Below are 13,574 nucleotides of genomic sequence, written 5' to 3'. Positions count from 1 at the left end.
TTGCCGGTGCGACGCCCAATTCGAACCTATCGAGGTTCCTCGCGCTTAACTGAGTGCGAGGCGGTTCGTCATGGCTTCTCCGCTCTCTTCGTTGGCGCGCACTGCCTACCTAACCTTGGAGGAAAGAATGAAACTTGCACGTCGTACGTTCATGACCGCAGTCGGGATTACAGCGGCCTCCGGGTTTCTCTGGAACGAAAGCAATGCTGTTGAGGTTGAAGAAGTGCATCACGCGGTGGCAGCGGAAGTTCCATGGTTTTGTAACCAGGTGGCCCTTACAACGACAGGGGACATGTTCTTCGGCCTGCCGCGGTATCCCGACTACGATCAGACACCTTCGCTCGCAAAGATGGGGTCGGATGCGAAGCCTGCGTCATTTCCGGGCAATGCCTGGAATGAGTGGAAGCCCGGCGATGATGGCCGGGACAGCTTCGTCTACGTGAATTCGATCCACATTTTCAAGGACAACACAGTCTGGGTTGTCGATCAGGGAGCGCTACGCGCGGACTCCTATCCTCCCGAGCTTTCCAATCCTCGTCCTGGTGCTCAGAAGCTGGTTCAGCTCGATCCTTTGACAGGTGATGTGCTCACGGTATTGCGCTTCGACGACCATATCCTTCCGAAGGGAGCGAAGATGAACGATCTTCGCGTTTTCGGCGAGCATGTTTATGTCACCGATTCCGGGCTCGGCGCGCTGATTTATCATAACCTGACAACGGGGCAGACCATGCGTCGTCTGTCGGGCCGTGCTCAGATGCTGGCGAAGGTCGATCCCAATTTACAGCAGGGCAATCACCAAACGCCGAAAATCGATATGATCGAAATCAGCGATGACGGCGACTGGATCCTCGCTGCCGCGCCTACCGGACCTTTTATTAAGTTGAAGAGCTCCGCGGTACGCGACCCCTCCCTGTCGGACGACGCCCTGGCAACCTTAATCGAAGAGTTCGCTCCCATTGCGCGTAGCGGTGGATGTGCGCTGGACACGCTGGGCAATCTTTATCTCTCCGAACTCGATAACAAGCGCGTAACGATACTGTCTCCGGATGGGCGTACTGCAGTGCTGACGTCGGACGATGAATTCATCAGTCCCGACGGCTCGTTCATAGCCGCTGATCGCAAACTCTACATCCCTGTGACGCAGTCGAGGCGCACAAAGTTATTTGGCAACAAACAGGACATGGTGAAGCGCCCTTGGAAGATCTACGTCGTAGACCTTCCAAACGACGTCGCCGGCATAAAGCTTGGAAACTCCTTGAACGGCGTGAGAGCTGGCTAGCAGCTCACTTTAGGGCATTTGCCGCGAAAAATCGCGAAGGACGGGATGCCCCTTCAAAGCAGCCTCTTTGTAACCACGGCGGACATATCGCCAGATCCTCGATTCTTAAAGTTTGGAGAAAAGATGCAAAGTCACATCCTTGGAGCGTTTCCGAAACGCATCGGTCTGCTGGCGGGTTTAACGCTCAGCCTTTTGATGACTTCAGCGGTTCTCGGTAATGCAGCGTCGATTGGCGACGTGGCCGTCACGGGCGGAATGGTCAGGGGCGTTGCGAGCGATACGCCCGGTGTTACCCAATATCTCGGCATTCCGTTCGCAGGGAACGTCGGAGGTCAGAACCGCTGGAAAGCGGCGCCACCTGTCACGCCGTGGGAGGGTGTCAGGCTCTCCGACAAGTGGGGCGACCAGATGCTGCAAGACCCTAACAAGCTGTCGAGCGCGCCTATCAGCGATGACGGGTTGAACTTATCCATCTGGACGCCCGCCGAAAGTCCAACAGACAACCTCCCTGTCTATGTGCTGATCCATGGAGGGGCCAACCGTCTTGGCTCAAGCGCGATGAGTGACCTCTATCCAGCGGTGCTTGCTGCGCAGGGTGTCATCGTCGTCTCGGTCCAGTATCGTCTCGGTGGACAGGGATGGTTATCGCTGCCCGAGATGGCAGAGGAAAATCCGCAGGGGCCGAAGGGCAATTTTGGTGTGCTGGATCTGGTCGACGCCTTGCAGTGGGTTCACAAGAACATCGATGGCTTCGGCGGGAATCCCTCTAAAGTCACGATCGGTGGGCAATCAGCCGGCGGAGAGAACACTGTCGCGCTTTTGCGAACGCCGCTTGCGAAAGGGCTTTTCAAGCGGGCGTTTATTCAATCGAGCTTCACGGGATTCCTCCCCGGAAAGATAGTCTCATTCGCAGACAAGTCGACGCAGAACCAGGACGCCGTGAACAAGCTGTTCGGTAAACCTACGAAATTGTCCGACCTTCGTGCACTGGACCAGGAGACCTGGTTGGCGAAGTTGAACGGCGGCAAGGAGAGTCTGTACAATTCATTCGCCGGCGCGGTGGGCACCAACCAGTTCTACACGATCGACGACTATGTCTTCACCAAGGATTCGGTCAACCTTCTCAAACCGGGCAATCTCGACGGGCTTGATATCATTATCGGGCAAACCGCCGATGAATACACTGGCCTTCGCCCAAATGACTTGGAGATGACGGAGGAAGAGCAGCAGAAGGCTATGCTGTCGGCCGTAAGACCGCATCAAGCGGGGAACGTCGATGAGCAGGTATTTCCACTGTATCGAACTGACGATCCGGTAGAAGCCTACCGGTTGTCCCTTCGAATGCTCAACGACTACATGTTTGAGTACGTGCGCATCGGCGCAGAATTCGCGAAGGCACATAACAAGGCCAACGTCTATCTGTACTACTGGGACCATTGGCCGCCAGGCAAGGACCAAGGATTCCGGCGCGCCTGGCATGCCGGAGACAACTGGTACTTCAATGGGGCTATTCGTTCTGGTGACGCCACGCAGTTGCCATGGACTGATCCGGATTTCGCGATGCGAGACATCGCCGTCCGGTACCTGGCGAATTTTATCAAGACTGGTAACCCGAACGGCAACGACGTTCCGCACTGGGGTCAGGTAACACCGGAGTCGTCCGGTCAGTTTATTCGCTTTCACGAAGGCGAGACGCAGATGCGTACATCCACTCTGTACCCCACACGTGATGCATATATGCGGGAGAAGATCATTAAAGGGATTGGTATGACGCAGGAAGAGGTCTTTGGTGGCGGGAGATAAGTTTCTCGCCAAAGTCGGGTTCGACCGAGGCGACGCGAGGCCGCTTTTTCTAGGGCGAATTTTCGGTTGTTAATCTGCCTTCAAAGTGGCGTCGAGATGAGCTCGCGATCGCCGGCAAACACAGCCCCGATACCAAAAACGTCAAGACCGCCCGGAACACCCACTAGTAACCGCCGACGATTTTTAGCGCGATCGGCGCATACATTCAGGAGATATTCATGTCGGACAAGAAAACGGCGCTCGTCATCAGCGCCCATGCGGCGGACTTCGTATGGCGCTGCGGTGGCGCGATCGCTTTGCATGCCAAGCTCGGTTACGAAGTGACGGTGGTCTGCCTGTCTTTCGGCGAGCGCGGCGAATCCGCCAAGCTCTGGAAGCAGCCGGGCATAACGCTCGAGAAGGTCAAGGCCGCCCGGCGCGCGGAAGCGGAAAAGGCAGCCGAAGCGCTCGGCGTGCACAAGCTGGTCTGCTTCGATCTCGGCGACTATCCGCTGAAGATGACCGACGAAGACAAGAACCGGCTGGTCGACGTGATCCGCGAGGTGCAGCCAGCCTTCATGCTCAGCCATTCCCAATACGATCCCTACAACACCGATCACATGTACACGACCCAGGTGGTGCTCGAAGCCCGCATGATCGCCCAGGCCTGGGGTCACAATCCTGGCCAGAAGGTGTTGGGTGCGCCGCAGCTCTATCTCTTCGAACCGCACCAGACGGAACAGATGGGCTGGAAGCCCGATGTCTTCCTCGATATCACCGACGTCTGGGACAAAAAGCGGGCCGCCATCGAGTGCATGGAAGGCCAGGAGCATCTGTGGGAATTCTATACGCGGGTGGCGCAAAACCGCGCCAACCACTTTCAGCGCAATTCCGGCGGACAATCCGGCGGCCGTGCAGCGCTTTATGCCGAAGGCTTCCAGTCCGTGTTCCCGCGCACGGTCGACGAGCTTTGAACGGCACCGAGCTGCCTTGGGAGGAATACCTTGGAACCCTGTTTTGACATCGCCCATCTCGCCCATGTCGAGATGTATACGGACAAGTTCGAGGAGAGCCTGGACTTCTTCCTCAACGTCTACGGCTTGACGCTTGCAGGCCAGGACGAAACCTCGGCCTATCTGCGCGCCTGGGATGACTACGAGTTCCACACGCTGAAGCTCACCCGCCATCACACGACCGGCATCGGCCATGTTGCCTATCGCACATCTTCTCAAGCGGCACTTGAGCGTCGCGTCGCCGCCATTGAGGCAAGCAAATACAAAGTCATCGGCTGGGTGAAAGCCGATCTCGGCCATAACAGCGCCTTTCGTTTCGAAGACCCCTTCGGCCATGTCTTCGAAATCTACTGGGACACGGTGCGCTATATGCCGCCGGAAGAACAGCGTCCGAAACTCAAGAACCTCGCGCAACGCTTTCACGGTCGTGGCTGCCATCCTCGCCGTCTCGACCATCTCAACCTGCTTGCCAGCGATGTCTCGGAATTCCGCAGCTTCATGGAGACCTGCCTCGGTTCCCGCGTCACCGAAATGATCCAGCTCGACAATGGCCGGGTCGGCGGTTGCTGGTTCACGGTCAACAACAAGACCTACGATCTCGCCTGTACAGAAGAACACGCCGGCGGGCATGCGCGGCTGCACCACGTCACCTATGCGACGGATACCCGCGAGGACATCCTGCGCGCCGCCGATATCTTCCTGGAGAACGGCGTGCACATCGAGACCGGGCCGCACAAGCACGCGATACAGGGCACCTTCTTCCTCTACGTCTGGGAGCCCGCTGGTAACCGCGTCGAACTCGCCAATTCCGGCGCCCGCCTGATCCTCGCCCCCGATTGGGAGCCCGTCGTCTGGACGGAAGCCGAGCGCAAGAAGGGACAGGCCTGGGGCCTGAAGACCATCGAAACCTTCCATACCCACGGCACGCCGCCGAACGAGAAAAAGGAGCACTGAGCCATGGCTGTGGTGGTGCAGAACATCAAGCGCGTCGATCAAGCCGTCATCGACGGCCTCGCCAGGGCCGGCGTTGCAACCGTACACGAATCGCAAGGGCGCAAAGGCGTGCTGTCGAGCAGCATGCGGCCGATCTACGCCGGCGCGCAGATTGCCGGCTCCGCCGTGACGATTTCGGCACCGCCCGGCGACAACTGGATGGTGCATGTGGCGATCGAGCAGTTGAAGGACGGCGATATCCTCGTGCTTGCCCCCACCTCGCCCTGCGACAACGGCTATTTCGGCGATCTTCTTGCCACGTCGGCCATGGCGCGCGGCTGCCGCGGCCTGATCATCGATGCCGGCGTGCGCGACATCCGCGACCTGACCGCCATGGGCTTTCCGGTGTGGTCGAAGGCTGTCTCCGCACAGGGCACGGTCAAGGAGACGCTGGGTTCGGTCAACGTGCCAGTGGTCTGCGCCGGCGCTCTGGTCGAGGCGGGTGACGTGATCGTCGCTGACGACGATGGCGTCTGCGTTGTCCGCCGCGACGAAGCCGAAACCGTGCTGGCGGCGGCAGAAAAGCGGCTAGCCAACGAAGAGGCCAAACGCAAGCGGCTGGCGAGCGGCGAGCTCGGCCTCGATATCTACGGCATGCGCGAAACGCTCGCCGCAAAGGGGCTGAAATATGTCTGACGGCGGCATTCCCTGCCTATGGATGCGCGGCGGCACCTCCAAAGGCGCTTATTTCCTTGCCAAAGACCTGCCCGCCGATCCCGGCGAGCGCAATGCACTGCTGCTGTCCATCATAGGCTCGCCCGATCCGCGTCAGATCGACGGCATCGGTGGCGCTGACCCGCTCACATCGAAAGTCGCCATCCTCTCGCCATCGAGCCGTGACGATGCCGATGTCGACTATCTCTTCCTGCAGGTCTTCGTCGACCAGCCACTTGTCAGCGATGCGCAGGGCTGCGGCAACATCCTCGCGGCTGTAGGACCAGCAGCCATCGAACGTGGACTGGTAACGGCCGAGGATGGCGAGACCGAGGTGCGCATCCATATGGTCAACACCGGCGAGATCGCCATCGCCCGCATCCAGACGCCGGGCGGCAAGGTGAGCTATATGGGCGACACCGAAATCGCCGGTGTTCCCGGCACCCATGCAGCCGTGCCGCTGCTGTTCGCCAATGTCGCCGGTTCGATGTGCGGGGCGCTGCTGCCCACCGGCAACACCGTCGATGTCATTGATGGTGTCGAAGCGACCCTGATCGACAACGGCATGCCCTGCGTCGTTATGCGGGCATCCGATTTCGGCCTGACCGGCGTGGAGAACCGCGAGGCGATCGAGGCGAATGCGTCGCTGAAAGCCCGTATCGATGCCATTCGGCTCAAGGCCGGGCCGATGATGAACCTCGGAGATGTCGCAACCGCCTCAGTGCCGAAGATGACGCTCGTCTCCGCTCCGACCGCAGGCGGTGCGATCTCCACCCGCAGCCTTATTCCCCATCGCGTGCATGCCTCGATCGGCGTGCTCGCCGCCATCACCGTTGCGACGGCAACGCGGCTTGCCGGAAGCCCGGCCGCGTCTCTTGCCATCCCTCCCGCAGACGGCCGTTACGTCATCGAGCACCCGACCGGTATCATGGAGGTGTTTCTCGATCTCGATGGAGCGGGAAACATCAAAGGCGCGGGTACGGTGCGGACGTCCCGGAAGCTCTTCGACGGATGGGTTTTCCTCTAATGATAAACTGCGGGAATGCAGTTCCCACCGACGAATATCTGAGCAAGCCATGTAATCCGCGCGAACTGGCCGCTCGCATTCGCGCCATCCTGAGGCGTCGCCATAGCCAGCCAGATCGTTCGGTTGGCCCTCATATATTTTCGCGAATTGTGTCGCGGATTTTGAATGTCGGACTCTCACAGCCCCCAATGGCAACCCTGTCAGTCTAACCGGTCGTGAATTCGAATTGCTGATGGTCTTCCTTCAGCGTCCCCGTTCTCTGATTTCCCGCAACCTGTGGCTCGAACTCACTCAAGATCGCGCGGCCGGTTCATCGGACCGTTCAATTGACATCTTGGTCAGCCGCCTGCGCCGTAAGCTTCATGAGGCCGGTGTCGTCACGATGTTGAGAACCATGCGCAGGAAAGGCTACCTGCTAGCCGTTGCGGTAGAAGTGCGCAATTGATGGGGGTCCGGCTCGTCGATGTTGGCCTGATGGCAGCACGCAGATGGTGGGGCGAGAGAAAAGACGCCTCAAACAGCATCGACCAGGCCGCGATAGCGTCATTTGTAAATGAACCCCACCGAACCGTAGTAGCGACCTTCTGGCTTCTTTCCAGCGGTGCCGTAAAGTCGGTTAACATGGCCAAGGAAGCCGCTTTCCAAATCGTTTGCGGGGTTGAAATTATCGTCGGGTCGAGAAATCGCTGACCGGGCGACGGGCCGAACCAGATACGGCGTCGCGATGATGACCAGCTCTGATTCATTGCGGATGAAGTCCTTGCTTCGGAACAGCGCGCCGAAAACGGGAATCTTCGACATGCCGGGCAGGCCGGAGATGGCCTGACGGACATTGTCCTGCACCAGTCCCGCGATCACAATCGATCCCCCCGACGGCAGCTCGACGGTCGTGGATGCTTCGCGTTTTCGAATGGCGAGGTAGGTCTGGCCGGGAACGCTTGTGTCCGAATTGCCGCTAACGACAGAGCCTTCGAACGTCGGCTCAGAGACCTTGGTTTCGATGGACAGACTGATGCGGCCAGGCCCGAGCACGACAGGCTTGAAGTTGAGCTCAATGCCGTATTCCACGCTCTCGGTCTCGCGGGTCACGGTGTTGCTGCCATCGTCCTCTTCCGTGACCTCTTGGCCGGAAGCCAAGCGGTATTCGCCACCAACATAGAGCTTTGCTTCTTGTCCGGAAATGGCGGTGAGACTGGGTTCAGCTAGCGTGCGCATAACGCCGGCCTGTTCCATTGCGTTCATTGAGCTCGATAGATCAACGCCACCGACCGAGCCGTGGAGCGTCGATGAGGTTGTATTTCCCGCATTGCCGAGGTTGGATGGATTTGAAAAAGAGAAGTCGACCCCCGACCCGGTGATCGAGCCGCTAAACCCAAGTTGTTTCAAAACCTGCCGGCTAACCTCGGCGACGGTTACCTTGAGCGTAACCTGGTCCTCGCCCTCCACTCTTAACAAGTTAACAATCTGCGACGTCTGGCGGTCCTCTGCAAAGATGTCGGCGTCACCGTTGTTACCCTGTGCGGTTATGCTACGGGTCGTTGCCTCCCCTCCCTTCAGAAAGGCCTCGGCCAGATCAGCGGCAGTCGTGGAATCCAACGTGGTATTTACGGTGCCGGTAAGCACAATGTTGTCGGAGATGATTTCAACACTGATATCTGCATCCCGTATGAAGCGTCGAAGGTTGGCCTCCAACTCCGCAATGTCGCGCTCGATGCGGATGTCAAGTCTGACGATCTCTTCACCGTCAGGGCCAAAGACGAAGATGTTTGTCTGGCCAACCGACTTACCAAAGAGATAAATTCGCCGCGATGTTCGTGTCACCGCATCGGCAAGGGACGGGTCGGCAACAAGTATATCATGCGCGTCCGAAGGAAGATCGACGACAACAGCCTTGTTGAGTCCAAGTTTTATTGCCTTTTTTACTCCGGGCCCAGTGTTCGTAATCCTCATGATTGTATCGTGGTGCTCTGGTCCCTCCAACCTCGAGGCGGCATGATTTTCGGCATTCGCGAAGGATGCACCGAGGCAGGTCCCTAGGGCGATTGCGACGTAAACCCGCATCATGAACAAAGCCTTTGTTAGCCTATCGATTAAAGCAAATAAAAATCCTACATTACTAGTTATATACTATAGTGATTCGTGCAAATTGTTTTGCATTTCAGTAATGTATCAGTTTATGTCTAATTGGTTCATTAACATATCGATTTGTTTCGGAGTCGCTACCATTTTATATTGATTCATGTGGCATGGACATGAGTAACCGCTCGCTGCGGCCGCTCACGACTTGGGCCTGCGGTTATGTGTAGTGGAAAACTGTCGCGAGGAAGTCAGCGCGTTCCAACCTTGGCGGCGAACTCTCGTGCCCTCGCTCTGTCCGGCTGCTGCAGATTTTGCATCCTTGCTCTCCGCCAGGCTCTGAGCCCCGCCGCAGACCTGCCCATCCGGGCGGCGGCCTCGCTTGCGCAGGCGGCCATCACAAGCACGGCGGCCGGGCGGGTCTTGAGCCATTGGCGGTCAACTACCCCTATATTGATGGACCTCCGAGCGCGAAGCTTGCCGCGGAGCTCGGATTTTACCCAGTTTTACATCCCCTTAACAGCGCTTAACGTTGGTTCGTCTATCAAGAGCCACTGAAGGTTTCACTGCCTATCGCAGAGATCGCCTGGGTTTGGCCGCCTGCCTCTAGCAGCGAGATTGCCGTGTGCAATTCCTGATCTCACTTATACGGGACTGTACGATGCAACTGAAAAGAACTGATCGTCCGCATGAGATGCACCCTCACCTGGCAGCATTATTGTCAGTTACGTTGATAATAAACGGGTGCACAGTCGGGCCAGACTACAAGGAACCGGTAATGTCTCTTCCAGCTCTCTGGACCAAAGAGGGGCTTCCGTCTAAACCGCCCGAGCTCGCCCAATGGTGGAAGCAACTGGGAGATCCAATGCTTGATCAGCTTGTTGCTGATGCTGTTGAGGGAAACCTGGACGTTGCCGCTGCGAAAGCCAAGATCCGCGAAGCCAGGGCAGCCACCAAGGAGGACGCTGGAAGCCTCTTCCCAACACTTTCCGCTGCCTCGGCAGTCGATCGGCTCCGGAATTCATCGTCATCAGCCGACGCGTCGGTCTCCAGCCAGTATCAGGCAGGTTTTGACGCCAGCTGGGAACTTGACTTATTCGGCGGAAACAAACGTGCGTTGGAGGCTGCAAAATATGCAGAAGACGCATCCCAGGCGCAACTGCGCGATACGCTGGTCACTTTAGTGGGTGACGTGGCGTCCTATTATGTTCAGGCGCGCGCGTATCAGGAGCTTATCGATTTAGGCGAGCGATCGGCCAGATCACAGCGGCAAACCGCAACATTGACACGGCAACAGCAACAGGGCGGAGAAGCCTCCGTCGTTGATGTCGTCAAGGCGGAGGCGCAAACAGCGGCTATCGAGGCGGACATCCCGTCTTATCGGATAGAATACGCCAAGTCAGTGCATCGCCTCGGCGTCTTGCTCGGTCGAGCGCCCCTCTCCCTCGAAGCCATCTTGGCGAGGAAGGGAAAAATCCCGCTGCCACCCAAGGCGCAATCGATAGGCATTCCCGGCGACCTGCTTGCCAACAGACCAGATATCAGAGTTGCGGAGCGCCAACTCGCGGAGTCGACCGCTGGTATCGGGCGAGCCGAGGCGAACCGATATCCGTCAATTTCGCTGACAGGGTCCATCGACTCGTCGGCCACGAGTTTTGGCGACCTGGGCAGGAATTCGACGATAAGCTGGTCCCTCGGCCCCAGCATCAATATCCCGATTTTTCAAGGCGGTCGGCTAAGGGCTGCGGTCGATGTGGCCAAAGCCCAACGTGATCAATCCTTTTTGGAATACCAGGAGACTGTTCTTTCGGCCTTGGAAGACGTTCAGAATGCTATCGTTTCCCTCAATCAATCGCGCCTGAGGCGATCAAAGCTCACATTGTCCGCCGCCGGATACCGGGAGGCTGTCAAGTTCTCTCGCGAAATTCAAAACTTGGGCAGTGGTGACCTCTTTGCCGTACTCGACGCGGAGAAGACACTCTATTCGGTCGAGGAAGACCTGATCGAGACCAAGCTGGATGTGGCGCGCTACTACATCGCTCTGAACAAGGCGCTGGGGGGCGGTTGGGACGGCGTCGTAGACGTCTCCGAGCCGGCAGTGGTCGACACGAACTCTCAGCTCCGTGTGGTTGTGGCGCCGCGCCGCCGCGGCTGAACGTGCTCAGCATTTTAGCCCCGCTTTTGCACGCCTCACCAGCTTTCAGGCTTTAAAGGTCTCGCTGTGTTTCTGTGGTCATCAATCGAGAGGATAAAAGTGAGTACGAGCCTGTTGAACGCGGTAGTCGGGATTTCCGTAGCAACACTTCTAACTCTTGGAAGCGGTGCACATGGGGCCATCAGCCAAAGCCCGGACAGTCGCCGCTATTTGCTGGACGAACCAGGCCTCGCGCAAACCGTTTCAAACGACGATTCAGGCGCCGGCAATGGGGACAACGCCAAAAAGCTTGCCAACGGCGCAGATCGGATCAAGGAGATCTATGGCGACTGGGCGGTTGAATGCAGGATGGTCGAAGCCAAAAGAGCGTGTTCCATGGGCCAGTTCTACCACAATGCCAATACCGGCATGGTCATGTTCGCCATCGAACTTTTCCCGCCAGAGAACGGGTTGACGAAGATGCTCTTAAGAATGCCTCTTGGCCTAAGGCTCTCAGAGGGTATCAATCTCAGACTTGACGACGAAAGTTCCGGACAACATGCGGGCATTGTTACATGTACGCAGGAAGGATGCCTTGTTCCACTGACGTTGTCGGCGTCGAGCATTGATACAATGAAAAAAGCAGGATCGCTCAAGGTCAGCGGGATGGCGTTCGCAGAAGGTGCCAATCCCGTTTTCCACGTTTCGCTAAAAGGATTTTCACTCTCATTCGAGCGGCTGGAGACAATGCGATGAGCGATCGTCGTCTGTCAAAGTTCGGAAAAAGCACAAAGTCGCGGGTCAACACCGCTGCAACAATGGTGGCGGCAATAGTATGCAGCTTTGACCGTGAGCAAGAACGCGCGCCTTTTTAACGGGGGCATTGATCAAGGCCGCCTCGATGAGTACGCTTGCATCGTGCTATTATATCTGACTGAATGTAAAAAGCGGCAAAGGCGGAGTAAAATTAAGTAATATTTGCCCACTATGTGAACGTCTATATGCTCCGAGGCCTGCCCCAACAACGGACTGCGAAAATAGCGGTTCCGAGAGGCTGGTACCGGATGATGGTATAATCTCGCACCCGAACGGACGACGCTGGCTCAGTCTGCACGCAAGGCGGAACCAGGTACCCAGTTTCCGTGCAATGACATGCGCAGCCGCATCGGGAGTTTGATCGTTGCGATCGGACCTTCGGATATCTGCTGCGCGTCGAGCACGAGAAGATCCGTCGCACGCTCCGCCAGCCGGTTTACAAGGCCGATGATGTAACCCTCGCCCTCGGGTGCATCGGCGCGCCTGGGCACGAAGATCGGCTCCTGGAAGCAGGACTGATCATCGGCAAACCAGGTCTTGGTCTTACCCGTCGCAACGTTGATATGGGCGAGCATGTTGAAAAACTGAAATGGACGTCGCCCAATCCGGGCCTCGTCAAAGGGCTTTGTCGGATCCATCGCGATGACGAAACCGTGCTGATATTGCCGCCCCATATATCGATCGTCACTGCGGGGAAATTCACACGGAAACTGGGTCAGCGGTGTCATCCGCAGCGTGTTTCCCGGTGCGTTCATATCGAAGGTCAACCGCATCATGTTCGAGGACAATGTCTCCGGTGGCGGAACCGTGCCGTCCGCTTGCGGGAAGAAATAGAAGATGTTGCCGCTGGTGACCGGCATATCGATGTAGATGCGCCCGCCATCGTCAAAGGCGTTGAGTGTATGGCCCTGGAATCCATTGGGGGCCGTGAACCAGCGCACGTCGCGACCGTCACCGTCGCGGCGGAGCACGCCGAAAAGCTGATTGAGCCCAGGTTGCCACTGAAAGTGCTTGCCGCCTTGCCTGAGCCGCTCGGCGTCGATGGTGAGCGGCATCAGAGGAAAAATCACGTAGTTCTCGGTCACAGCGAAATCATGGATCATTGCGGCATAGGGAGCAACAATCCATGTCTCCCGCTTCTTGCGGCCCTGTGCATCAATCTCGTAATAAACGATGTCGGGCGTCGCATCGCCCTTGGCCTCGTAGCCAAAGCAAAGAAGGTCGCCGCTGGCAGGGTCGATTTTCGGATGCGCGGTGAAGGTGGCGCTGGTGAGCTGGCCGTCGAAATCCCAAAGGCCGATGGTTTCAAGCGTAATCGGATCAAGCGCGTAGGGCGCGCTATCCTCCTTGAGCGCCAACAACTTGCCGGCATGCAGGATCACATTCGTATTTGCGGTGCTGTTATTCAGCTCCCGAACGCTTGGGTCATTCGTGTGCTGGTTGCGATAGACACCGTGCAGTGAGGCGCGGGCGGCACGCTGCGCCTTCAGCCGCTCCGTCATGACGTATCGGCGCTTAAAATCCACATGCCCGTTCTTGAAGCGGAAGGCGCTGATAACGCCATCGCCGTTGAAGAACATGTCTTCACCAAGCATGGGCGGATACTGGGGGTCAGGTGCGGCCTGAAAGAACGTGCCGTCGATTTCGGCCGGCACTTTTCCCTCGATCTCGAGATCGTAGACCTCACCTTCGAAGCGGACGGGTTTGTAAAGTGCCCCGGTGAATTCCGGACTGCTGGGGAAAGGTCGTGTCATGTGAACTCCTCCTATAACCGTACATAACTGTACTATTATAAACTTA

The 13,574-nt window shown here is 57.6% G+C and carries 11 protein-coding genes; 9 read left to right on the top strand and 2 right to left on the bottom strand.

Features of this window, described 5'->3' with window-relative positions:
• Positions 1 to 127: 127 nt before the first annotated feature.
• The 7 genes from ACQZ63_RS24730 to ACQZ63_RS24700 all read left to right on the top strand — a co-directional run bounded on the left by ACQZ63_RS24730 (position 128) and on the right by ACQZ63_RS24700 (position 7,193).
• Complete coding sequence (locus ACQZ63_RS24730) at positions 128 to 1,279, top strand: NHL repeat-containing protein (RefSeq protein WP_153516208.1); 1,152 nt, start codon at positions 128 to 130, stop codon at positions 1,277 to 1,279.
• 123 nt (positions 1,280 to 1,402) lie between these two features.
• Positions 1,403 to 3,082 (top strand): carboxylesterase/lipase family protein, encoded by a 1,680-nt coding sequence (locus tag ACQZ63_RS24725; protein WP_153516209.1) that lies wholly within the window; start codon positions 1,403 to 1,405, stop codon positions 3,080 to 3,082.
• A gap of 218 nt (positions 3,083 to 3,300) precedes the next feature.
• A complete protein-coding gene (locus tag ACQZ63_RS24720; protein WP_173998182.1) occupies positions 3,301 to 4,035 on the top strand; it encodes a PIG-L deacetylase family protein in 735 nt (244 codons plus the stop codon).
• A 30-nt stretch (positions 4,036 to 4,065) separates the two neighbouring features.
• Positions 4,066 to 5,028 carry a VOC family protein gene (locus tag ACQZ63_RS24715; RefSeq protein WP_153516211.1) on the top strand — a complete coding sequence of 321 codons (963 nt, stop codon included), beginning with the start codon at positions 4,066 to 4,068 and terminating at the stop codon, positions 5,026 to 5,028.
• A 3-nt stretch (positions 5,029 to 5,031) separates the two neighbouring features.
• The gene (locus ACQZ63_RS24710) at positions 5,032 to 5,703 is read left to right on the top strand and encodes a 4-carboxy-4-hydroxy-2-oxoadipate aldolase/oxaloacetate decarboxylase (RefSeq protein WP_173998179.1); all 672 of its coding nucleotides are present in this window, start codon (positions 5,032 to 5,034) and stop codon (positions 5,701 to 5,703) included.
• The gene (locus ACQZ63_RS24705; RefSeq protein WP_173998177.1) at positions 5,696 to 6,748 is read left to right on the top strand and encodes a 4-oxalomesaconate tautomerase; all 1,053 of its coding nucleotides are present in this window, start codon (positions 5,696 to 5,698) and stop codon (positions 6,746 to 6,748) included. The genes ACQZ63_RS24710 and ACQZ63_RS24705 overlap by 8 nt, the downstream gene beginning before the upstream one ends.
• Positions 6,749 to 6,980: 232 nt before the next feature.
• Entirely contained in the window at positions 6,981 to 7,193 is a 213-nt protein-coding gene (locus tag ACQZ63_RS24700; RefSeq protein ID WP_153516214.1) for a winged helix-turn-helix domain-containing protein, read from the top strand.
• Positions 7,194 to 7,291: 98 nt separating this feature from the next.
• Here ACQZ63_RS24700 and ACQZ63_RS24695 read toward each other — a convergent pair whose 3' ends face one another.
• Positions 7,292 to 8,698: a type II and III secretion system protein family protein gene (locus tag ACQZ63_RS24695; RefSeq protein WP_236776483.1), complete on the bottom strand. Its 1,407-nt coding sequence runs from the start codon at positions 8,696 to 8,698 to the stop codon at positions 7,292 to 7,294.
• Between the two features lie 787 nt (positions 8,699 to 9,485).
• Here ACQZ63_RS24695 and ACQZ63_RS24690 point away from each other — a divergent pair.
• Both ACQZ63_RS24690 and ACQZ63_RS24685 read left to right on the top strand, forming a co-directional pair.
• Entirely contained in the window at positions 9,486 to 10,979 is a 1,494-nt protein-coding gene (locus tag ACQZ63_RS24690; protein WP_153516216.1) for an efflux transporter outer membrane subunit, read from the top strand.
• Positions 10,980 to 11,078: 99 nt separating this feature from the next.
• Positions 11,079 to 11,714 (top strand): invasion associated locus B family protein, encoded by a 636-nt coding sequence (locus tag ACQZ63_RS24685; RefSeq protein WP_336510314.1) that lies wholly within the window; start codon positions 11,079 to 11,081, stop codon positions 11,712 to 11,714.
• Positions 11,715 to 12,061: 347 nt separating this feature from the next.
• Here ACQZ63_RS24685 and ACQZ63_RS24680 read toward each other — a convergent pair whose 3' ends face one another.
• Positions 12,062 to 13,528: a carotenoid oxygenase family protein gene (locus tag ACQZ63_RS24680; protein WP_153516218.1), complete on the bottom strand. Its 1,467-nt coding sequence runs from the start codon at positions 13,526 to 13,528 to the stop codon at positions 12,062 to 12,064.
• Between the last annotated feature and the right edge of the window lie 46 nt (positions 13,529 to 13,574).

The organism is Agrobacterium sp. CG160-95, assembly GCF_053521725.1.
The sequence above is the reverse complement of the archived record's forward strand: the minus strand, read 5'-3'. Positions and strand labels throughout refer to the sequence as shown.

Bases quoted from the DNA above. Each gene is read 5' to 3' on its own strand.
- ACQZ63_RS24725 (WP_153516209.1), top strand. From the start codon at position 1,403: ATGCAAAGTCACATCCTTGGAGCGTTTCCGAAACGCATCGGTCTGCTG.
- ACQZ63_RS24680 (WP_153516218.1), bottom strand. From the start codon at position 13,528: ATGACACGACCTTTCCCCAGCAGTCCGGAATTCACCGGGGCACTTTAC.
- ACQZ63_RS24695 (WP_236776483.1), bottom strand. From the start codon at position 8,698: ATGAGGATTACGAACACTGGGCCCGGAGTAAAAAAGGCAATAAAACTT.
- ACQZ63_RS24700 (WP_153516214.1), top strand. From the start codon at position 6,981: ATGGTCTTCCTTCAGCGTCCCCGTTCTCTGATTTCCCGCAACCTGTGG.
- ACQZ63_RS24710 (WP_173998179.1), top strand. From the start codon at position 5,032: ATGGCTGTGGTGGTGCAGAACATCAAGCGCGTCGATCAAGCCGTCATC.
- ACQZ63_RS24705 (WP_173998177.1), top strand. From the start codon at position 5,696: ATGTCTGACGGCGGCATTCCCTGCCTATGGATGCGCGGCGGCACCTCC.
- ACQZ63_RS24720 (WP_173998182.1), top strand. From the start codon at position 3,301: ATGTCGGACAAGAAAACGGCGCTCGTCATCAGCGCCCATGCGGCGGAC.
- ACQZ63_RS24690 (WP_153516216.1), top strand. From the start codon at position 9,486: ATGCAACTGAAAAGAACTGATCGTCCGCATGAGATGCACCCTCACCTG.
- ACQZ63_RS24730 (WP_153516208.1), top strand. From the start codon at position 128: ATGAAACTTGCACGTCGTACGTTCATGACCGCAGTCGGGATTACAGCG.